Annotated in this window: 21 protein-coding genes; 10 read left to right on the forward strand and 11 right to left on the reverse strand. The window is 73.0% G+C overall.

Going from position 1 to position 20,521, the window contains the following annotated elements:
- Nucleotides 1-110 precede the first annotated feature (110 nt).
- From cydD to J2Y46_RS17020, 3 genes are read left to right on the forward strand one after another with little or no spacing between them, the layout of a single operon-like run.
- Nucleotides 111-1,793 carry a thiol reductant ABC exporter subunit CydD gene (gene cydD / locus J2Y46_RS17010; RefSeq protein ID WP_310243829.1) on the forward strand — a complete coding sequence of 561 codons (1,683 nt, stop codon included), beginning with the start codon at nt 111-113 and terminating at the stop codon, nt 1,791-1,793.
- Nucleotides 1,790-3,466, forward strand: a complete 1,677-nt coding sequence (cydC, locus tag J2Y46_RS17015) for a thiol reductant ABC exporter subunit CydC (RefSeq protein WP_310243832.1) — start codon at nt 1,790-1,792, stop codon at nt 3,464-3,466. The genes cydD and cydC overlap by 4 nt, the downstream gene beginning before the upstream one ends.
- 37 nt (nt 3,467-3,503) lie before the next feature.
- Nucleotides 3,504-4,448 carry a capsular polysaccharide synthesis protein gene (locus J2Y46_RS17020; protein WP_045300283.1) on the forward strand — a complete coding sequence of 315 codons (945 nt, stop codon included), beginning with the start codon at nt 3,504-3,506 and terminating at the stop codon, nt 4,446-4,448.
- A gap of 10 nt (nt 4,449-4,458) precedes the next feature.
- On the opposite strand, the gene J2Y46_RS17025 is transcribed toward J2Y46_RS17020, so the two are convergent.
- From J2Y46_RS17025 to J2Y46_RS17050, 6 genes are all read right to left on the reverse strand, one after another.
- A complete protein-coding gene (locus J2Y46_RS17025; RefSeq protein WP_310243835.1) occupies nt 4,459-6,009 on the reverse strand; it encodes an SDR family oxidoreductase in 1,551 nt (516 codons plus the stop codon).
- 66 nt (nt 6,010-6,075) lie between these two features.
- Nucleotides 6,076-6,687 carry a GNAT family N-acetyltransferase gene (locus tag J2Y46_RS17030; protein WP_157005575.1) on the reverse strand — a complete coding sequence of 204 codons (612 nt, stop codon included), beginning with the start codon at nt 6,685-6,687 and terminating at the stop codon, nt 6,076-6,078.
- Between the two features lie 162 nt (nt 6,688-6,849).
- Entirely contained in the window at nt 6,850-7,998 is a 1,149-nt protein-coding gene (locus J2Y46_RS17035; protein ID WP_310243837.1) for an ABC transporter ATP-binding protein, read from the reverse strand.
- Nucleotides 7,995-8,828, reverse strand: coding sequence for an ABC transporter permease (locus tag J2Y46_RS17040; protein ID WP_310243839.1), 834 nt, complete (start codon nt 8,826-8,828; stop codon nt 7,995-7,997). Before J2Y46_RS17040 ends, J2Y46_RS17035 begins: the two co-directional genes overlap by 4 nt.
- Nucleotides 8,825-9,631, reverse strand: a complete 807-nt coding sequence (modA, locus tag J2Y46_RS17045) for a molybdate ABC transporter substrate-binding protein (RefSeq protein WP_310243841.1) — start codon at nt 9,629-9,631, stop codon at nt 8,825-8,827. Before modA ends, J2Y46_RS17040 begins: the two co-directional genes overlap by 4 nt.
- 1 nt (nt 9,632) lies before the next feature.
- Nucleotides 9,633-10,025, reverse strand: coding sequence for a molybdopterin-binding protein (locus tag J2Y46_RS17050; protein WP_045300294.1), 393 nt, complete (start codon nt 10,023-10,025; stop codon nt 9,633-9,635).
- A 152-nt stretch (nt 10,026-10,177) separates the two neighbouring features.
- Here J2Y46_RS17050 and J2Y46_RS17055 point away from each other — a divergent pair, with 152 nt between their 5' ends.
- Nucleotides 10,178-10,540, forward strand: coding sequence for an MmcQ/YjbR family DNA-binding protein (locus J2Y46_RS17055; protein WP_045300296.1), 363 nt, complete (start codon nt 10,178-10,180; stop codon nt 10,538-10,540).
- Nucleotides 10,541-10,564: 24 nt separating this feature from the next.
- Here the strand turns inward: J2Y46_RS17055 and J2Y46_RS17060 are convergent, their stop codons facing one another.
- Nucleotides 10,565-12,082 (reverse strand): protein adenylyltransferase SelO family protein, encoded by a 1,518-nt coding sequence (locus J2Y46_RS17060; protein ID WP_310243843.1) that lies wholly within the window; start codon nt 12,080-12,082, stop codon nt 10,565-10,567.
- A gap of 210 nt (nt 12,083-12,292) precedes the next feature.
- Between J2Y46_RS17060 and J2Y46_RS17065 the strand changes: the two genes are divergently transcribed.
- The 6 genes from J2Y46_RS17065 to J2Y46_RS17090 are packed head-to-tail and all read left to right on the forward strand — an operon-like array spanning nt 12,293 to nt 16,277.
- On the forward strand, nt 12,293-13,426 hold the full coding sequence (locus tag J2Y46_RS17065; RefSeq protein WP_310243845.1) for a ThiF family adenylyltransferase: 1,134 nt from the start codon (nt 12,293-12,295) through the stop codon (nt 13,424-13,426).
- Nucleotides 13,423-14,667, forward strand: a complete 1,245-nt coding sequence (gene glp / locus J2Y46_RS17070; RefSeq protein ID WP_045300299.1) for a gephyrin-like molybdotransferase Glp — start codon at nt 13,423-13,425, stop codon at nt 14,665-14,667. Before J2Y46_RS17065 ends, glp begins: the two co-directional genes overlap by 4 nt.
- Complete coding sequence (moaC, locus tag J2Y46_RS17075) at nt 14,664-15,155, forward strand: cyclic pyranopterin monophosphate synthase MoaC (RefSeq protein WP_045300300.1); 492 nt, start codon at nt 14,664-14,666, stop codon at nt 15,153-15,155. The genes glp and moaC overlap by 4 nt, the downstream gene beginning before the upstream one ends.
- Complete coding sequence (locus J2Y46_RS17080; RefSeq protein WP_045300302.1) at nt 15,152-15,778, forward strand: molybdenum cofactor guanylyltransferase; 627 nt, start codon at nt 15,152-15,154, stop codon at nt 15,776-15,778. The genes moaC and J2Y46_RS17080 overlap by 4 nt, the downstream gene beginning before the upstream one ends.
- A complete protein-coding gene (locus J2Y46_RS17085; protein WP_045300304.1) occupies nt 15,775-16,044 on the forward strand; it encodes a DUF6457 domain-containing protein in 270 nt (89 codons plus the stop codon). The genes J2Y46_RS17080 and J2Y46_RS17085 overlap by 4 nt, the downstream gene beginning before the upstream one ends.
- On the forward strand, nt 16,044-16,277 hold the full coding sequence (locus tag J2Y46_RS17090) for a MoaD/ThiS family protein (protein WP_045300306.1): 234 nt from the start codon (nt 16,044-16,046) through the stop codon (nt 16,275-16,277). The genes J2Y46_RS17085 and J2Y46_RS17090 overlap by 1 nt, the downstream gene beginning before the upstream one ends.
- A gap of 114 nt (nt 16,278-16,391) precedes the next feature.
- On the opposite strand, the gene J2Y46_RS17095 is transcribed toward J2Y46_RS17090, so the two are convergent.
- The 4 genes from J2Y46_RS17095 to lepB all read right to left on the reverse strand — a co-directional run bounded on the left by J2Y46_RS17095 (nt 16,392) and on the right by lepB (nt 20,472).
- Nucleotides 16,392-16,832 (reverse strand): molybdenum cofactor biosynthesis protein MoaE, encoded by a 441-nt coding sequence (locus J2Y46_RS17095; protein ID WP_045300308.1) that lies wholly within the window; start codon nt 16,830-16,832, stop codon nt 16,392-16,394.
- Nucleotides 16,832-17,311, reverse strand: a complete 480-nt coding sequence (locus J2Y46_RS17100; RefSeq protein ID WP_045300310.1) for a molybdenum cofactor biosynthesis protein B — start codon at nt 17,309-17,311, stop codon at nt 16,832-16,834. Before J2Y46_RS17100 ends, J2Y46_RS17095 begins: the two co-directional genes overlap by 1 nt.
- Nucleotides 17,312-17,339: 28 nt before the next feature.
- A complete protein-coding gene (locus J2Y46_RS17105; protein WP_045300312.1) occupies nt 17,340-19,850 on the reverse strand; it encodes an FdhF/YdeP family oxidoreductase in 2,511 nt (836 codons plus the stop codon).
- A gap of 127 nt (nt 19,851-19,977) precedes the next feature.
- A complete protein-coding gene (gene lepB / locus J2Y46_RS17110) occupies nt 19,978-20,472 on the reverse strand; it encodes a signal peptidase I (RefSeq protein ID WP_045300314.1) in 495 nt (164 codons plus the stop codon).
- Nucleotides 20,473-20,521: the final 49 nt, after the last annotated feature.

A 20,521-nucleotide genomic window follows, 5' to 3' on the forward strand; every position in this document is an offset into this window, starting at 1 on the left:
TGACGGGATGCCTCGGGGCGAGGCATCCGTCCTCCCGCGTCAGCTCGCCGACAGGCGCCTCCGGCAGGCGCGTCGGCGACAGAGCGACGGATGGGTAGGGTCGAAGAGGAATGAGTGAGACGGACGCCCCGCCTCGCGTGAGCAGCAAGCCCGTGGATCCGCGGCTGCTGAGGTACGCGAGCGCCTCTCGCGGTTTCTTCGTCGCCATCGCCGCGATCGCGGCGGCGCAGACCGCGGTGATCGTCGCGTTCGCGTGGCTGCTGACGCACGCCATCACCGGAGCGATCGACGGGATGCCCCGGGCCGAACTCGCGGCGATGCTCGGCGCCCTCGCGATCACGGTGGCTCTGCGCGCCGTGCTGCTCTGGGCGCGCGAGGCCGTCGCCGCCCGCGCGGCCGCTCGGGTGCAGGGCCAGTTGCGCGCGAGGCTCGTCGAGGCGATCGGCGTGCTCGGGCCCGAGTGGCTCGGCGTCCGCAACACCGCCGCCCTCGCCGTGACCGCGGGCCGCGGTTTGGAGGCGCTCGAGGCGTACTTCGGCCGCTACCTGCCGCAACTCGTGCAGACCGTCGTCGCGACGCCGCTGATCGTCGCCGTGATGTGGTGGCAGGACTGGATCTCGGGGCTGACCGTGCTGCTCACGCTTCCCCTGATCCCCATCTTCATGGTGCTCATCGGCCTGGCCACGCGCTCGGTGCAGCATCGGCAGTGGCGCACGCTCCAGCGCCTCGCCTCGCGGTTCGCCGATACCGTGCAGGGGCTGTCGACGCTCAAGGTCTTCGGCCGGCAGCACCGGGCCGCGGCATCCATCGAACGGGTCACCGGCGAGTACCGCCGCGAGACGATGCGGGTGCTGAGGGTCTCGTTCCTGTCGGGGTTCGCGCTCGAGTTCCTCGCGTCGATCGCCGTCGCGATCGTCGCGGTGTCGATCGGCTTCCGGCTCATCGACGGAGCGCTGACGCTCGCGGTCGGCCTCTTCGTGCTGTTGCTCGCGCCCGAGGCTTACCTGCCCCTGCGCCAGGTCGGCGTCCAGTTCCACGCCGCCTCCGAGGGCGTCGCCGCGACCGACGACGTCTTCGACGTCCTCGACGCCGCGCGGGCCGCGGGTGACCCGCCTGCGGGCGCGAGGGCGCCCTCCGCGCAACGACCGGCGGCCCCGGACTCGCTTCTGATCCTCGACGGCGTTCGCGTGCGCCGCGGAGACCGGATGCTGCCTCCCGTCGACCTGGCGGCCGCCCCTGGCTCCGTCACGCTGATCGAGGGACCGAGCGGCGCCGGCAAGTCCAGCCTTTTCGCCGCACTGCGCGGCGCCGCGACGTTCGACGGGGATGCCTCCTGGGGCGGCGCCGACCTGCGCGCCTTCGCACCGTCCGCGTGGCTCGCGTGGGCCGGCCAGCGGCCGGGGCTCCTCACCGGAAGCATCGCCGACAACGTCACGCTCGGCGACCCGGCGCCCGACCCCGCGACGGTGCGCCGAGCCCTCGACCTGGCGTGCGCCGGCTCGCTCGACCCGGCTGAGGAGCTGGGCGTTCAGGGCGCCGGTCTGTCGGGCGGTCAGGCCCAGCGGGTCGCGGTCGCCCGCGCGTTCTACCGGCATCTGCGCGGAGGCGCTCCGGTGATCGCGCTCGACGAACCCAGCTCGGCGCTCGATCCCGAGACCGAGCGCCGGCTGTGGCACGGCATCCGTCGCCTGGCCGACGAGGGCGCGGCGGTGCTGCTGATCTCGCACCGCACTTCGGCGCGCGCGATCGCCGACCAGATCGTACGTCTCGAGTCGAGCGAGGTGCTCGCATGACCGCGCCGGCCTCGACGACGGGAGCGGTGCTGCGCGGGGCGATGCCTCCGGCGCGGCGGTACTGGTGGGCTCTCGTCGCGGGCTTCGCGTCGGAAGCCTCGGCCGTCGCTCTCCTCGCGGTCAGCGCCTGGCTCATCGTGCGCGCGAGCGAGCAGCCGCCGGTGCTGTACCTGTCTGCCGCCGTCGTCGGCGTGCGGTTCTTCGCGATCTCGCGGGCCTCGTTCCGCTACCTCGAGCGACTCACGGGCCACGACGCGGCCCTGCGTCAGCTCGCATCGACGCGCGCCGATCTCGTACGTCGCCTCGTTCCCCTGGCCCCGGACGGACTGGCTCGCACCCGCCGCGGCTCGGTGCTCGGCGCGCTCGTGGACGACGTCGATGAGCTGCAGAACCTTCCGCTGCGGGTCGTGCAGCCACTCGTCTCCTCGGCGCTCGTCGCCCTCGGCGCCGTCGTGCTTGTCGCGTTCGTGTGGTGGCCCGCGGCGCTGACGCTGCTCGCCTGTCTCGTGGTCGCCGCCGCGATCGCGACGCTGTGGGGGTGGATGTCGGGCGCCCGCGCCGAACGCGCCATCGCCCCGCTGCGCGCCCGCCTCGCCGACGCGGTGCTCGACCACATCGGCAGCCTCGACGTGCTCACGGCCTTCGGCGCCGAGGCTCAGAGCCGGGAGCGCATCGCGCGCGCGGACGCCGACCTGCGGCGCGCCGTCGTCCGTCGCTCGGGAGCCCAGGCCGGCACCGCCGCCCTGGTGTCGCTCCTCGCCGGCGCCGCGTCGATCGCCGCGGTGCTGGTCGCCGCGCCGGGTGCGGCATCCGGTTCCCTGACCGGCCCGTCGCTCGCGGTCGTCGTCCTCGTGCCGATGGCGGTGTTCGAGGTGTTCGCGTCCGTGCCGACGGCGGCGTCGGCGTGGCGACAGGTCCGCGCGTCGGCCGAGCGCATCGCCGACGCGCTGCCGGCCGCCCCGCCCGCCGAACTCGCCCCCGAGACGGTCGAACCCACCGGCGACGCGCCGGCGCTCGGCGACGGCATCCGCCTGCGGGCGGCGAGCGTGCGGTGGCCCGGGGCCGCCGAGCCCGCGCTGCACGAGGTGGACCTCACCATCCGGCCCGGCGAGCGCGTCCTCGTGATGGGATCGAGCGGCGCCGGCAAGAGCACTCTCGCGCACGCGCTCGTGCGGTTCCTCGAGATCGAGGGCGGCTACGACGTCGGCCCGCGCTCGGTGCACGACCTCTCCCCCGACGACGTGCGGCTCACCGTGGGCCTGTGCGAGCAGCATCCGATGCTCTTCGACGAGGACATCCGCCAGAATCTGCTGTTCGCGCGTGACACCGCGACGGACGCCGAGCTCGAGGCGGCGCTCGAGCGCGTCGGCCTCGGGCCATGGCTGCGCGAGCGCGGCGGCCTCGGCGCGCGCGTCGGCCAGCGCGGCGCGCTGGTGTCAGGCGGGCAGGCGCAGCGGATCGCGCTCGCACGGGCGCTGCTGCGGGGCTTCCCCGTACTGGTGCTCGACGAGCCGACCGCGGGCGTCGACCCGGAAGCCTCCGATCGACTGCTCACCGATCTGCTCGGCGCCGTCCGTGACGACCAGGCCGTGGTGCTGATCTCCCATGTCGCCGTGCCCGACGGGCGGGTCGACCGGGTCGTGCGCATCGACGACGGACGCCTCGTCGCGTGATCCCGGCTGCTGCAGCACCAGCGCATAGGCTCGCATCGTGAGCGAAGGCATCCCGAACCCGCTGCAAGGGCTCGAGGCGCAGCTGCGGCGTGCGGACCGGTTCCGTGACGCGGTCGACCCCGTCGCGGCGATCGCGGCCTACCGCACCTTCACCGAGTTCCTCCGGCCGCGCCTGCCCGCGCTGCGCGTGGCGGCGGGACTGCCCGAACAGCCGGGCACCCGCCGGGACGGCCGCCTCATCGCCGAGAACGACGGCGCGCGCGTCGAGGTGTCGGCGCTGAACCTCTACACGTTCTGGAACACGCCTCTCGGAACCGCGCCGCCGTTGGTTCAGGCGTGCGTCGGAGAGATGACGCGCCTTCACGCCGACCTGCCGACGCCGCTGACGGTGCTGGACGGCCGCTCGGCGCGGGAGCTCGTGGAGATCCCGGATGCCGTCGCCGACGCCCTCGAGAAGGACCACCCCGCGCACTTCTCCGACTTCGTCCGCATCAGCGTGCTCGACCGGCTCGGCGGCATCTGGGTGGATGCGACCTGCTGGGCGCCGGCGCCGCTGCCGGCGGCCGTGGCTCCCCTCCTGACCGCAGGAGCGCTGTACCCGCGCTGGACCCACCGCCAGATCGGCAACTGGTTCATCGCCGCCGTGCCGGCGACAGCGCTGATCCGGTTGCAGCGGCTCGCGCTCGAGGCCTGGTGGGAGCAGGACGGCGGGATCCCCGACTACTTCCTGTACCACCGCATCTTCGAGGTGCTCCTCGATCTCGTCCCCGAGTTCCACGGGCAGTGGGATGCTGCACCCGCACTGTCGAGCGCCGCGAGCCACCTCCTGCAGCTCGGCATGATGCAGCCGTGGGATCCCGATCCGCTCCGCTTCGTCGCCGGGGCATCGATCGTGCAGAAGCTCAGCTACAAGTACGACGACGTGCCGCCGGGCTCGGTGCTCGAGCGGCTGGTGTCGGGCGAACCGATCCTCGTCCGGTGACGCCGCACGGTCACTGCTGCGCGGACTCCGCCGCGGCCTCCGCCGTCTTGGTGATGCGCCGCGCCATCCCGGCGAAGATGAACCCGTGGAACGGGAGCACCGCGAGCCAGTACAGGCGCCCCGCGAGCCCGCTGGGGAAGAACACGGCGCGCTGCTCGTAGCGCGAGCCGCCGCGCTCGCCGTCGGGCGACGCCTGAAGCTCGAGCCACGCGAGCCCCGGCACCTTCATCTCGGCGCGGAGGCGCAGCATCCGTCCCGGTTCGAGCGCTTCGACGCGCCAGAAGTCGAGCGCGTCGCCGACCGACAGCCGCCCCTTGCTGCGCCGTCCGCGCGCGAGTCCGATGCCGCCGACGAGGCGGTCCATCCATCCGCGGACGGCCCACAGCAGCGGTGACGAGTACCAGCCGTTCTCGCCGCCGATCCCCACGATCACGCCCCACAGAGACTCGGGCGACGCGGGCGTGTGCGCCGTGCGCACGTCGGTGAACACCGCCCGCCCTGCCCAGTCGGGGTCGTTCGGCAGCGGGTCGCTCGGCGCGCCGAGCACCTCGGCATCCTGCCAGCTCGTCTCGATCGCGTCGGCCTCGACGCGACGCAGCGCGAGTCGCACCGCCGCCCGGTAAGGGGTGAGCCCTCCCTCCGGCGGCGGGATCAGTGCGTCGATCGCGTGGTCCTTGACGATGCACTCGTTCTGCAGCGACTCGACGAGCGGACGCGCGATCGAGCGGGGAATCGGGGTGACGAGGTTCACCCAGTGCGAGGCGAGACGGGGCGTCAGAACCGGCAGCGCGGCGATGGGCCGCTGCCGCAGCCCCGCCTCGACCGCGTACCCGTTCATCATCTGCCCGTACCGCAGCACGTCCGGCCCGCCGATGTCGACCGCCCGGTTCACGTCGGCGGGCAGGCGCGCGGCGCCCAGCAGGTAGTGCAGCACGTCGCGCACGGCGATGGGCTGGATGCGGTTGCGCACCCACTTCGGCGCCGGCATGTACGGCAGCACCTCGGTGAGATGGCGCACCATCTCGAACGACGCCGATCCCGACCCGATCACGACGCCCGCCTGCAGCACGATCGTCGGGACTCCGCTCGCGAGGAACGTCTCGCCGACCTCCACACGCGACCTGAGGTGCGGCGACAGCGTCACCCCGTCGGGGTGCAGCCCGCCGAGATACACGATCCGGCCCACGGCGCCCTCGGCCGCCGCCCGCGAGACCGTCTGGGCAGCGCGGCGGTCGGCGTCGGCGAACGTCGTGCCGCCCGACATCGAGTGGACGAGGTAATACAGCACGTCGACCTCACGAACCGCTTCGCCGACGGATGCCGCGTCGGTGGCGTCTCCGCGCACGATCTCGACGCGGTCACCCCAGGGGAAGGCCGCCGCGCGGGCAGGCTCGCGCGCGAGCACGCGGACCTCGTACCCGGCGTTCAGCAGCCGGGGCACCAGGCGCCCGCCGATGTAGCCGGTGGCCCCGAGCACGAGCGCGCGCGGCGCGGAGCCGTCCTCACGGGGCACAGCGGTCAGTTCCGGTTCGCGACCGGTCGGCGCCGAGACATCGTCCACGCCCGCAGACTACGGGAGCCTTCCGGCCTCCCCAACGGGTTGACGGCGGGTGCCCGAGGGCGTAGGTCAGAGGCGCGTCGCGAAGACCTGCGTGCCCTCCGGCGACGGCAGCGGCTCGAACCCCACACGCGGGTAGAACGCGATCGCGCCGGTGTTGTCGGACGACGCGACGAGGTGGAGGCCGGTCACGCCCGCTGCGCGCAGGGCGTCCTCGAGCGTCTCGATGAGGCGACGGCCGAGGCCCTGCCCCTGGGTCTCGGGCAGCAGATCGATGTGCAGGTGCGCGGGGTACGCGTCGCCGAACGGCTGCGCTCCGCCCTGGCGAGCGTACGCGTAGCGGACGATGCCGTCCTGGCGCGACGCGCTCACCGGCAGCGGCTCGCCCTGCGGCTTCGGCCAGCGCTCGGCGAACCGCGGCCACCATTCGGCCCGGAACCAGTCCTCGAACGCGGCGGAGTCCGGCGCACCGACGATGTAGCCCACGACGCGGTCGTCGCCGGTCTCGACGACGAAGGCGAACTCGGGGTGGCGTGCAACGTACGGGAGCACGAAGATCTCGGCCCAGAGGTCGTCGTCGTCGAGCAGACCGGTGGCGTCGGCGCCGGCGTCCGCGGTCTTGAGGCAGATGTCGGCGAGGGCGGGCTCGTCACCCGGCCGGAAGGGGCGGATTCGCATCACCGGCCGAGTCTACGGCTGCGCACGCACCACGCGTTCCCGGAACCACAGGGCGTTTCGTCTCGCTCGTTCCTCGCTCGCTCGACGAGCAGGACCCCCAGCACCGGTCGTTGAGCGGAGCGCGCTCCGGCGCGCGAAGAGGAGAGGCGCTGAGCCGGCGCAGGCTCAGGCCTCGACGACGAAGCGCACGTCGGCCGGGTCGACTCGCAGAGTGATCGGATCACCCGGCGCCAGCCCCGCCGCGCGGTCGGCGGTGACGTCCACCGCGACGTCGGGATCGGCGGTGCGCACCCGCACGCCTGCGGGCGTCTGCTCGAGCCGCAGGATGTGCGCCGTCCACTCCCCCGCACCGCTCGGCGCTCCGTCGACGACCCGCACGTCGCTCGGCCGGAAGACGGCCGCGAGCGAAGGATGCCGCACCCCCGCCGGTAGCGGCAGCACGAGATTCCCCGCACGCCAGGCCGCAGCTGGGCCCACACGGCCTGAGGCTCCACTCGACGCGCCGGGGGTGAGTGGAGGGGCCGCGGGGACCGCTCGCCCTTCCACCCGGTTGAGGCCCGCCACCGCCGCGGCGAACCGGGTCGCCGGCGACGCGAGGACCTCACGGACGGGACCCGACTGCGTGACGCGGCCGCCCTCGAGCACGACCAGGCGGCTCGCGAGCGCCACCGCGTCGACCGCGTCGTGGGTCGCGACGACCGCCGTGGTGCCGGTGGCCGCGAGCTGCTGATGCAGGAGCGCGCGCACATCGCCGGCGGTCTCGGTGTCGAGCGACGTCAGCGGCTCGTCGAGGAGGATCGCGGCGGGCGCCGTGGCGAGCGCACGCGCCAGTGCGACGCGCTGCTGCTGGCCCCCCGACAGCTGCGCGGGACGACGCCCGCCCAGACCCTCGAGGCCGACGCGCCGGAGCCATTCGGCGGCTCCGTCCGCGGCGGCGGCTTTGGCCGCGCCATGGACGCGCAGCCCGAAGGCGACGTTGTCGCGAGCGCTGAGGTGCGGGAACAGGCGCGGGTCCTGCCCGAGGAGCACCACGCCGCGCGACGCGGGCGGCGTGCGTCGTACGGGAGACTCGTCGAGCGTGCGATCCCCGAGACGTACGTGGCCTTGGTCGAACCGCGTCAAGCCCGCGAGCACCCCGAGGAGCGTGGACTTGCCGGCGCCGCTCGGACCCATGAGGGCGACCACTGATCCGCCGGGCACGCGCAGCACGGCATCGAGGGCGAACCCGCCGCGACGCACCACCACGCGGGCGTCGAGTCCAGCCACGGCGCCGGGTTCGGCATCCTTCCGGGTCTGCGAAGCGAGGGCGCTCATCGCGGCGCCTCCGCTCGCCAGGCGCGCACGAGCAGCAGCACGCCGACGGCGGTCACCAGCAGCAGCAGCGACAGCGCGACGGCCGTGCCCTGCGAGACGCCCGCGCCGTTGAAGGCGGTGTAGATCGCGAGCGGCATGGTCTGCGTGACGCCGGGCGCGTTGCCCGCGAACAGCGCCGTCGCCCCGAACTCGCCGATCGCGCGCGCGAAGCACAGCACGATCCCGGCGACCAGTCCCGGGGCGGCAAGGGGCAGGGTCACGCGGGCCAGGATCGTCCACCGGCCCGCCCCGAGGCCCGCGGCCGCCTGCTCGAAGCCGACCCCGGTCGCCCGAAGGGCGCCTTCGAGCGCGAGGACGAGGAACGGCAGCGCGACGAACGTCTGCGCCATCACGACGGCGGTCGTCGTGAACGGGATGCGGATGCCCCACTCCGCGAGGATGCCGCCGAGCCAGCTCGTGCGGCCGAAGAGGAACAGCATCGCCACCCCGCCGACCATCGGCGGCAGCACGAGCGGCACCGTCACCAGAGCCCGCAGCACGGCGGCCGTGCGCACGGTGCTCCGGGCGATGAGAAGCGCCAGCGGCACTCCGAGCACGACGCACACGATCGTGGCCGCCGCGCCGGTCGCGAGCGAGAGCCCCAGGGCCGACAGCGCCTGGGGCGAGGTGACGTCGCTCCACAGCGTCCCCCACTCGACCCGCAGCACGAGAGCGCCGAGCGGCACCACGAGCAACGCGAGCCCGACCACCGCCGGCACGGCCAGAACGCGCGGCACGAACCCCGCGCGTTCCTCACGCGCGGGCGCGTGCGCCGCTGCGGCGGTGGTCACGGCGCCCCGAAGCCCAGGGCCGCGAGCACCTCCTGGCCCTCGTCGCCCACCACGAACGCGACGAACGCGTCGGCGACCTCGGGGTCCGCCGCGGCGGAGAGAGCCACGATCGGGTAGCGGTTCACGACATCCTCGGCACCGTCGACCTCGATCGCCTCGACGTCGTCGGTGGTCGCCGCATCCGTCACATAGACGAGGCCCGCGTCTGCTTCACCGGCGGCGACCTTGGTCAGCACCGCCGTCACGTTCTGCTCGTAGCTGTCGATGCTCGCCGTGACGCCGGCGTCCGAGAGCAGCGTCGCAGACGCCCCGCCGCACGGCACCTCGGCGGCGCACAGCACGACGGTGAGGTCGGCGGTCGCAAGATCGTCGAGGCTCTCCACGCCGCCCGGGTTGCCGGCGGGCACCACCAGTACGAGCGTGTTCGTCGCGAACAGCTCCGGGCCGGACGCCAGCTTCTCGTCGACGACCTTCTGCATGTTCTTCTCGTCGGCCGACGCGAACACGTCGACGGGAGCGCCCTCGATGATCTGGGTCGCGAGCGTCGACGAGCCGTCGTACGTGATCGGCTGGACATCGACGGACGGATGCTGCACCTCGAACTCCGTCGCCAGTTCATCGAACGCCGCCTTCAGCGAAGCCGCCGCGTACACCGTGAGGTCGCCGGCGAGCTCGGGCTCGGCCGACGTCGTCGGCACCGACGTCGCGGCCGGATCCTGATCGGCGCCGGTCGCGCAGCCGGTGAGCAGCAGCGCGAGGGAGGCGAGGACGACAGAGGTGCGCACAAGCGCGGAGCGCGGCATGTCAGCCTTTCGGGGTTTCGACGATGACGTTCGTGGCCTTCACCAGGGCGACGGCGAGGGAGCCGGGCTCGAGATCGAGCTCGCGCACCGCCTCGGACGACATGAGCGAGACCACACGATGCGGGCCGGACTGGATGTCGACCTGCGCCATGACGCCGTCGATCTGCACACGCGTGACGAGTCCCACGAACCGATTGCGGGCGCTGGAGAGCACGTCGCCCGGATCCTTCGGCGTCGCGGCCAGCCCGACCGCGTGCGCCGCGAGTGCGTCGCCGGGGATCTCGATCGGCGATGCCCCGGTCGTCGCCAGCGTCCCCGCGTCCACCCACCGCCGTACGGTGTCGTCGCTCACGCCGAGAAGGCGCGCCGCTTCGGCGATCTTGTAACTGCTCACGCCCTCACGCTAGCACCGCAGATGCGGACGCATCTCTTCGAATTCTCCGCAGCTGCGGTTCCGGCGTCGGCCGGCGGAGCGTGGTTGTGAGTTCCCGGGGATGTTCACGCCGAGGCTCGCCTCCGAACCGATCGGGCGAGGATACTGAGGGGGTGACCCCGGACGACATCCGCGCGTACTGTGCCGCGAAGCCGGGAGCGTGGGAGGACGAGCCCTGGGAGGACGACCCGGTCTTCAAGGTGGGTCCAGGCGAGCGCGGGAAGATCTTCGTCTTCCTCGGCGATGGCAGCTCTATCGGTGTCAAGGCCGCGACGACGCGTGACGAGGCCGACGATTGGCTGGCGCGCTATCCCGACGACGCCACCGTCGCGGCGTACATCGGGCGCTCCGGCTGGAACCGGCTCAGAACGGGCGGCGGCATCCCCGACGACGAGCTGCGCGAGGCGATCGACCGTTCCTACGAGCTGGTGGTCGCAGGACTGCCGATGAAGTACCGCCCGCCGGAGATCGAGTAGGTCCGGGCTGCGTTGGGCCCGCGATCACGTGCCGCAGAAGGTGCGATGCCGGGCCGTGCCTTCAGGCGCCGGCCGCGCGAAGCGCCGGTACTCGCTCCCGGCCCGCTCGGTGTACGGGTCGCACAGCAGGTCGAGCAGCCGCTCGAAGGGCGCGAGATCCCCGTCGGTCGCTGCCTGCAGCGCCTCCTCGACGATGTGGTTGCGGGCGATGTACAGCGGGTTCGTCGCCCGGATGAGAGCGGCGTCCGGCGCCAGCGCCGACCATCGGGCGAGCCACGCGTCGAGCTTGGCGACCGGTCCGAGGAAGCGATCGCGCAGCGGCTGCCGATCCTGCTCCGCAGCCGCCGCGAGATCGCGCCAGAACCCGGTGAAGTCGACCCCGTGGTCCGCGAGCAGGTCGAGGGCGCCCTGGGCGAGCTCGGCGGCGAGTTGCTCGTCGATCCGATCATCCAACCCGAGCTTGTCCCGGAACGCCGCGGCCCAGTACGACCGATAGCGCCCGTCGAACGTGTCGACGATCTCTCTGGCCACCGATGCGCCGGCCGCGGGATCGTCGGCGAGCAGCGGCGCCAGGGCGTCGCCGAGCCGCTCGAGGTTCCATCGCATGATCGAAGGCTGCCTGTCGTAGGCGTAGCGGCCGAGCTGGTCGATGGAGCTGAAGTACGCACCGGGTTCGTACGCGTCGAGGAACGCGCAGGGACCGTAGTCGATGGTCTCCGCCGACACCAGCACGTTGTCGGTGCTGAGGACGCCGTGCACGAAGCCGGTGCGCATCCAGTCGACGGTGACGGCCGCGACCGCATCCACGATCCCGTCGAGCAGCGCACGATACGGATGATCGGCGCCGGCCGCCGCCGGGTGATGGCGTGCGATGACGTGATCCGCGAGCCGGCGCAGCAGCTCGGAGTCGCCCTGCGCGCGCACGTACTCGAACGAGCCGAACCGCACGTGGCTCGACGCCGTTCGGGCCAGGACGGCGCCGGGAAGCACACGACCGTCATGGTCGCGAGGAGCACCGGTGGCCACCACGGCGAGCGCCCGCGTGGTGGGAACGCGCAGCGCGTGCATCGCCTCGGCCATGAGGAACTCGCGAAGCATCGGCCCGACCACGGCGAACCCGTCGACCCGCGACATCGACGTGGGGCCGATCCCCTTCACGTGCACATCGCGCAGTCGTCCGGCGCGGTCACGCCGCTCACCGAGGAGCGCCGCTCGACCGTCGCCGAGGATCGGCTTGAAGACGCCCCACTGATGCCCTGCGTACACCTGGGCCACGGGGACGGACCCCGACCCGAGCGACTCACCGGTCAGGAAGCGGCCCCCTTCCGGCGAGCGCAGGTAGTCGGGGTCGAGGCCGAGTTCGACGGCGACCTCGTCGTTCAGCACGAGCACCCGCGGCCGCGGAGTCCGGACGGGAGCGACCGGGCGGGAGAGCTCCGGGAGAGCCTCGGCCCATACTCGTTCGAGCGCCGGCGGTTCCCGTCCGTCGACCCGCACGACCGCGCGGCCTGTCCGCGCCACGACACCCACCACGTCACCCATGAACGCAGGCTAGGCCGCACGCCCGTCCCCCTGGACGGAACATGACGTCGTGCGGCCTCGCGCGTCGCCGCATGACGTGCTCGCCGCGCAGCCGGTCTCGGAGCACAGTAGGCGCCATGCTCTGCCGCCGCCGGCAGATCGCTGCGCAGGACTGATCGGAGCTGCCGAACGACCGGCCTGCGTGCGCACGGGCGCGGCTAGCCTGAGGGCATGGCTTTTCCCCCGCTCGTCGAGCCGGTCGCCGAGCTGACCGACTCCGAACGCACGCGCACCGCCCGTCACCGTGTGCTGGCCGGCTTCGGCGAGATCGCCCAGCGCCGGCTCGCCGCGGCGCATGTCGCCGTCGTCGGAGCCGGCGGTCTCGGCTCTCCCGCCGTGCTCGCCCTCGCGGCCGCGGGGGTCGGCACCATCACCGTGATCGACGACGACCTGGTCGAGGCATCCAATCTCCAGCGCCAGGTGATGCATCGGGTGAGCGATGTGGGGGCGCCGAAGGTGGACTCGGCGGTGCGCATCGCCGCGGACCTCTCACCCACCACCGTGGTGCGTCCGGTGCGGGAGCTGCTCACGACCGACAACGCGGCGGACCTCCTCTCGGACGCGCACATCGTGGTCGACGGCACCGACACGTTCGAGACCCGCGAGGCCGTCGCCGTGGCGTGCGAGCAGCTGGGCGTGCCCCTCGTGTGGGGCGTCGTGCAGGAGTTCCACGCGCAGGTCACCGTCTTCTGGTCGGCGCCGCCCGCCGGAGAGCGACCGATCAGACTCGCGGATCTGTACCCGCCGGACGCCGGGCGCGAAGCACCGTCGTGTGCACAGGTCGGCGTGCTCGGCTCGCTGTGCCTGCAGGTGGGGTCGCTCCTTGCGACCGAGACCGTGAAGCTGATCACCGGGGTCGGCGAGCCGCTCCTGGGCCGCGTGCTCGTGATCGACGCGCTCCGCGGTCGCACCGACGAGGTGCCGTTGCGACCGGCGGTGGATGGCACCGCTCCTGCACCCACGGCAGGGGCATCGACCCGAGGCGATGCGTCAGCACGCCCCGCCATCCCGCAGCTGTCCCCCGCGGAGGCCCTGGCGGCGCAGCGCGCCGGCTCGATGCTGCTCGACGTGCGCGAGCCCTTCGAGACGGAGCGTGGCGTCATCCCGGGTTCGGTGCTGCTGCCCCTCGGCGACGTGCTCGCCGACCCGTCGCGGATCAGCGCGCCGGCCGTGGTCGTCGTCTGCCAGGTGGGAATGCGCGCGCAGCGCGCAGCGGCTGTTCTGCGTGACGCCGGGGTCGAGGCATCCGTCCTCGCCGGAGGCATCGACGCATACAACCGTGACATCAGCGCGGTGCACGCGTGAGCGGGCTCCGCGCCGTCGAGGAGCAGCTCGCCGACGTGCTGGCCGCCGCCCAGCCGCTGCCCGCTGAGCGCATCCCTCTCGCCGACGCCCACGGCCGAACGCTTCGCGCACCGGTGCGGGCGGCCGTCGACATCCCCGTCTTCGACAACTCCGCCATGGACGGCTTCGCCGTGCGCTTCGCGGATGTCGCGGATGCTGCCCCCGGCGCCCCGGTGACCCTCCGTGTCGTCGCCGACCTGCCTGCCGGAACCGCCGCCGACCCGAAGCTCGCACCCGGCGAGGCCGCCCGCATCATGACGGGTTCCCCCGTCCCCACCGACGCCGACGCGATCGTGCCCTTCGAGGACACCGCCGGCGGACTCGCCGACTCGCTCGGGTCGATCTCGGTGCTGCGAGCGCCGCGCGCCCTCGGCGCGCACGTCCGCCGCGCGGGAGAAGACGCGCGTGCCGGCGACGAGGTGCTCCCCGCGGGCGTCGTGCTCGGTGCGTTGCAGGTCGCGGCGGTCGCGGCGTGCGGCGTCGCGGTAGTCGCGGTCGCGCGCCGACCGCGGGTAGCCGTGATCTCGACCGGCAGCGAGCTGGTCGAACCCGGGGCGCCACTGCGCCGCGGCCAGATCCCCGAGTCGAACAGCGTGCTGCTCGCCGCACTCGCCGCCGACGCGGGCGCCGAGGTCGTGCGGCGCGCGAGCGTTCCCGACGAGCCGGGCGACCTGGATGCTGTGCTGGCGGAGGTGACCGATCCGAGGTCACCGCGGTCGGCGGAGGTCGTCGTCTTCTCGGGCGGCGTGAGCGCGGGCGCCTACGAGGTCGTCAAGACGACGCTTGAGAGCACGATGACGTTCTCGAAGGTCGCCATGCAGCCGGGCAAGCCCCAGGGCTTCGGCCGCCTTCCCTCGGGCGCGCTGCTGTTCGGTCTGCCCGGCAACCCGGTCAGCGCCGGAGTGTCGTTCGAGGTGTTCGTGCGACCCGCCCTGCTGCTCATGCAGGGTCGCCGGGTGCGGGATCGCCCCGTTCTCACGCTGCCCGCGGCCGCGGACTGGCGCACTCCGCCGGGCCGGCGGCAATACCTTCCCGTCACCATCGACCGCACCGACCCCGGGGCGTGGCGCGTGATCCCCGCGACCTCCGGCGGATCGCATCTGGCCGGAGGACTCGGCCGCGCCGAGGCGTACGCCATCGTGCCGGCCGAGGTCGACGCCGTCGCAGCGGGCGACCTCGTCGATGTCATGCTGATCTCATGAGCACCGAGCAGCCGACGTTCACACACCTCGACGAAGCGGGACACGCCCGCATGGTGGACGTGACCCTCAAGCAGCCGACGGTGCGCTCCGCCACCGCGCGCGGGTTCGTCCGGTGCGCCGCGAACGTCGTCGCCGCGCTGCGTGACGGCTCGGTGCCGAAGGGCGATGTGCTCGCCGTCGCCCGCATCTCGGGCATCCAGGCCGCCAAGCGCACCCCCGAACTGCTGCCGCTGGCCCACGTGATCGGCGTGCACGGCGCGACGGTCGACCTCGCGATCGTCGACGACGGTGTGAGCATCGAGGCGACGGTGCGCACCGCCGACCGCACCGGCGTCGAGATGGAGGCGCTCACCGCGGTCTCGGTCGCCGCGCTCGCGGTCGTCGACATGGTGAAGGGCCTCGACAAGGGAACCTCCATCGAAAACGTGCGCATCGTGACGAAGACCGGTGGCAAGAGCGGCGACTGGCATCGCCCGGACGAGGCATGACCCCGACTGAGGGCGGCCTCGGCGCGATCCTGCTGGCGGGCGGCCGCGCGTCCCGCGTCGACGGTGCGGCGAAGCCGCTTTTCGACGTGGGCGGGCGCACTCTGCTGGCGGCAGCCGTGACAGCGGCGACGGATGCCGCCGCCCGGCCGATCACCGTGGTGGCGCCCGTCCTCGACAAGACGCTGCCGGTCGACTGGGTGCGCGAGGACCCGCCGTTCACCGGACCCGCGGCGGCCGTCGTCGCCGCTCTCGCCTCCTGGTCGGAGGACGACGACCCTGCGTGGACGCTGGTGCTCGCGTGCGACCTCCCGGGCACCGGCGCCGCCGTGCGTCGGCTCGTCGACGACATCCCGCTCCTCCCCTCCGACAGCGACGGCGTCTGCCTCGCCGACGCGTCGAGCCGGCCGCAGTGGCTGATCGGCGCCTATCGCACGGGCGCGCTGCGGGCCGCAGCATCCGTTCTTCCCGATGCCGGTCGTGACGCCCCCGTCCGCGCGCTGCTCGACGATCTCGCGATCACGGTCGTGGTCGCGCCCGACGACCTGACCCGCGACGTGGACACGTGGGAGGATCTGGAGGAGGCCCGGAGAAGGGCCGAGCACGCACCGGAGGAGCCGTCATGAGCGAGCAGTCCCGCACCCTTCCGCCCGAGGCCCTCGACGCGTGGGCCGACGCGCTGCGCGAGCGGTTCGGCCTCGCGCCGGAAGAGCTCCCCGTGGCCCTGATCCTCGACCTCGCGCGCGACGTCGCGCTGGGAGTCGCACGCCCGGCGGCGCCGTTCAGCGCGTTCGCCGCCGGTCTCGTCGCCGGTCGCGCCGGCGGCTCGCCCGAAGACACGGCGGCCGCTGTCGCCGTGATCACCGCGATGGCGAACGAGTGGGAGGTCTAGTGGCCGTCGTCCGATACTTCGCCGCCGCCCAGGAGGCGACCGGCCTCGACACCGAACGCCGCTCGGAGCCCACGCTGGGCGCGCTGCGCGACGCCGTTTCGGCGGCCTACCCGAGCCTCGGCGGGATCCTCCCCCGCTGCGCCGTGCTCGTCGGCGGTTCGCGCGTCGACGATGACACCCCCCTCGGCGCCGACGAACTCGTCGACGTGCTGCCGCCCTTCGCCGGCGGCTGAGGGCCCCGACGGCGCGCAGAGCATCGGAGATCTCCGGCGACACGGCGGGGACGGATGCCTCGACCCGGCGTGGCGGCGGTGGACTCCGATTCTGTGCTCGGCGCTCCGGTGGGCTCAGCCGCCGAGGCCGAGCCAGGTCGCGGTGCCGTCGGCTTCGACCTGACGCTTCCACACCGGGAGGTCCGTCTTGATCGTCTCGATGAGCGTGCGACAGACCTCGAAGGCCTCCGCTCGGTGCGCCGAGGCGACCGCGATCACGACGGCGGCATCGCCGACCTGCAGGGTCCCGACCCGATGCGACACCGCGACGAGTGCTCCGGTCGAGCCGATGGCGGCCGCCGCCAGCTGGGAGAGCGTGGCCTCGGCGTCGGGGTGGGCGGAGTATTCGAGGGCGACGACGGCGGTGGCGGCATCCGGATCGTGATCGCGCACGCGCCCCACGAACGTGGTGACCGCGCCCATGTGCGCGTCGTCGACGGCGCGCAGGTGGGCGTCGAGATCGAGCGGCTCGGCGCTGATCGCCGCGATCCGCACGGCATGGGTCGACACGGCCATCAGTGGTCGCTCCCGCCGAGCTGGTCGAGCACGTGGCGGGCGACCGACACCACCACCGGCATCCCGGATGCCACGCCCCCGGGGGATCCCGGAAGGTTCACGACGAGCACGCCGTGGGGGTCCACGACGCCGGCCAGGCCGCGCGTGAGCATTCCCACGGGCTTCTCGGCGGCACCGCGGCGACGCAGCTCCTCGGAGATGCCGGGGATATGGCGGGTCACCACGCGCGCGGTGCCCTCGGGCGTCTGGTCGCGCGGCGAGACCCCCGTGCCGCCGGTCGTGACGATGAGCTTCACGCCTGCGACGACCTCCGCCGTGAGGGCGCGCTCGACACTGTCGGCGCCGTCGGGGACGACGACGGCATCTGCGCAGTCGAAGCCGGCCTCGCGGAGCGCGGCGACCGCGAGCGGTCCGCTCTCATCCGTCCGCGAACCCGCGGCCGAGCGGTCCGACACGGTGACGACAGCGGCTCGGGTCATGCGTCCAGCCTAGGTGCGCACGCGCGGATCACGCGCGGCGCTCGAGCCGGACGATCACCGACTTCGACGTCGGCGTGCCCGAGACGTCGGCGACCGAGTCGAGCGGCACGAGCACGTTCGTCTCGGGATAGTACGCGGCGGCGTTCCCCCGCGGCGTGCGGTAGGCGACGATGCGGAACTCCTCGGCACGGCGCTCCTCGATCGTGCCGTCGGGGCGCGTCCACTCCGACACGAGGTCGATGACGTCGTTCTCCGTGAACCCGAGCGACACGATGTCCTTCGCGTTCACGAGCACCACACGTCGGCCGCCGTGGATGCCGCGGTACCGATCGTCCTTGCCATAGATCGTGGTGTTGTACTGGTCATGCGAGCGGAGGGTCTGCAGCAGGAGCCGGCCGCGCGGGATCACCGGGTACTCGAGCCGGTTCACCGTGAACCGCGCCCTGCCGTCGACGGTGGCGAACCGGCGCGCGTCGCGCGGACCGTTCGGCAGGTGCAGCGTGCGCCCCTTGTCGATGCGTTCCTCGTAGTCGTCGAAACCCGGGACGACCCGCTCGATGTGCGAGCGGATCAGCGCGTAGTCGGCCTCGAGCGCCGCCCAGTCGGCCTGAGGGACGTTGGACGGATGCTGCACCCCCACGGGATCCGGACGCTCGCCCTCCGCCGCGCCGTGCTCGGGAAGCCCGTGGTCGGTCCCCGGGTCGGCACTCCCCCGCGCGGCTGCGACGAGCGGAGGAGATGTGAGCACGGGAGGAGCGGATGCGGCGAAGTCGTCCTCCGCTCGCGACATCTCCCCCGCTCGTGGCGCCGTCGCCGCGGCATCCGCGGCCCCGAAGATCAGTGCGCTCAGCCGTGCCACGATCGCGACCTCGCTGAGCAGCTCCTCCGACGGCGGGGCGAGTCGCCCGCGCGAGGAGTGGACCGCGCCCATCGAGTCCTCCACCGTGACCCGCTGCTCGCGTCCGCCGCGGCGGTCGCGGTCGGTGCGTCCGAGCGTCGGCAGGATGAGGGCGCGGCGGCCGGTGACCACGTGCGATCGGTTGAGCTTCGTCGACACGTGCACGGTGAGCCCTACCCGGGCCATCCCCGCCTCGACGACGGCGGTGTCGGGCGTGGCCGAGACGAAGTTGCCGCCCATGCTCATGAAGAACCGCACCTGCCCGTCGCGCATCGCGCGGATCGCCTGGACGGTGTCGAAGCCGTGCTCGCGCGGAGCGGCGAACCCGAACTCGGCGTCGAGCGCATCGAGGAACGCCGCCGAAGGCTTCTCGTAGATCCCCACCGTCCGGTCGCCCTGCACGTTCGAGTGCCCGCGCACCGGGCAGACACCGGCGCCGGGTCGCCCGATGTTGCCCTGCAGCAGCAGCACGTTGACGACCTCGCGCAGCGTCGGCACGGAGTGCTTGTGCTGGGTCAGCCCCATCGCCCAGCAGACGATGGTCGCCTTCGAGGTTCGCACCGCCTCGCCCACGCGGCGCAGCGCCTTCTCGGGCAGACCGGTGGCGGTGACGAGGTCTCGCCACGGGGCATCCGTCATCGCCTGACGATAGGCGTCGAAACCACTGGTGTGCGCCGCGATGAAGTCGTGATCGAGCACTCCCCCGTCAGAGGCTTCGGCCTCGAGGAGGTGCTTGCCGATGGCCTGGAACAGCGCCTGATCGCCGCCGAGCCGGATCTGCACGAACTCGTCGGCGAGCTTCGTGCCGCCGAACGCGACGCCGCGCACCGTCTGCGGGTTCTCGAACCGCATCAGCCCGGCCTCGGGCAGCGGGTTGACGGCGATGATCGTCGCGCCGCGCCGCTTGGCCTTCTCGAGGGCCGACAGCATGCGGGGATGGTTGGTGCCCGGGTTCTGGCCGGCGACGATCAGCAGGTCCGCCTCGTGGACGTCCTCGATCGAGACGGTGCCCTTGCCGATGCCGATCGTCTCGGTGAGCGCCGAGCCCGACGACTCGTGGCACATGTTGGAGCAGTCGGGCAGGTTGTTGGTGCCGAGGCCGCGCACGAGCAGCTGGTAGAGGAACGCCGCCTCATTCGACGTGCGTCCCGACGTGTAGAAGACGGCCTCATCGGGGTCATCGAGGGCCTTCAGCTCGTCGGCGACGAGTGAGAGCGCGTCGTCCCAGGAGATCGGGCGGTAGTGTGAAGCCCCCTCGTCGAGGACCATGGGGTGGGTCAGCCGGCCCTGCTGCCCGAGCCACCAGTCGTCATGGGCGCGCAGCTCGTCGAGCGAGTGCGCGGCGAAGAACTCCGGACCCACGCGGCGCAGCGTCGCCTCCTCGGCGACCGCTTTGGCGCCGTTCTCGCAGAACTCCGCGATGTGGCGCTTGTCCTCCTCGGGCCACGCACAGCCGGGACAGTCGAAGCCGTCCTTCTGGTTGACCCGCATGAGCGTCTGCACCGAGCGCATGACGCCCATCTGCTCGTTCGCGATCTCGAGCGCGTGCAGCACCGCCGGCACGCCCACCGCGACCTTCTTGGGTCGCGACGCGCGCAGGCGGGTCTCATCGATGTCGGCTGTCGGGGGCTTCGTCGCCATACCTCCAGGCTATGCCTCGCCCGACGCCCCGGGGCGGCCCCGCCCCTCGATGTTCGTTCGTCACAGATGTACGCGGGAGCAGGACGCACGGATGCTGCGGGCCGGCGGATCCGCACGAGGCGGGGTCTCAGCCGCCCCACCAGAGGCGCACCGTGCCGCGGAGGTCGCCGAGCGGCACGGCGCCGTGACCGGGCTCGGACACCGAGAGGCGCGAGTCCGCCGAGCCGGCGCGGTTGTCGCCCATGACCCAGACCGCACCGTCGGGCACCGCGACGCGGAAGGGGATGTCGCCGCCCGGGCGCACCTCGCCCGCGTAGGGCTCGTCGAGAGGGTGATCGTTGACGAGGAGCCGACCGCTGCCCGCTTCGCAGCAGATCACGACATCCCCACCGACGCCGACGACCCGCTTCACGAGGAGCGTGTCGGGCGTGCCCGACCAGCCCTCGCGGTCGACGACGAGGACGACGTCGCCGCGCGCGGGCGTGCTCCAGCGATCGAACACGACGGTGGCACCGCTGTGCAGGGTCGGGCTCATCGAGTCGTTGCGAACGGTCGCGACGCCGAAGGCCGTGGCGATCACGAGCCCGAACACGACGGGAGCGACAACCGCTGCGATGGACACGAGCCTGCCCCGCCTGCCGTCGCCCCGCCTGCCGTCGCCCCGGCCGCCG

Source organism: Microbacterium sp. BE35 (assembly GCF_031457705.1).
Lineage (GTDB): Bacteria > Actinomycetota > Actinomycetes > Actinomycetales > Microbacteriaceae > Microbacterium > Microbacterium trichothecenolyticum.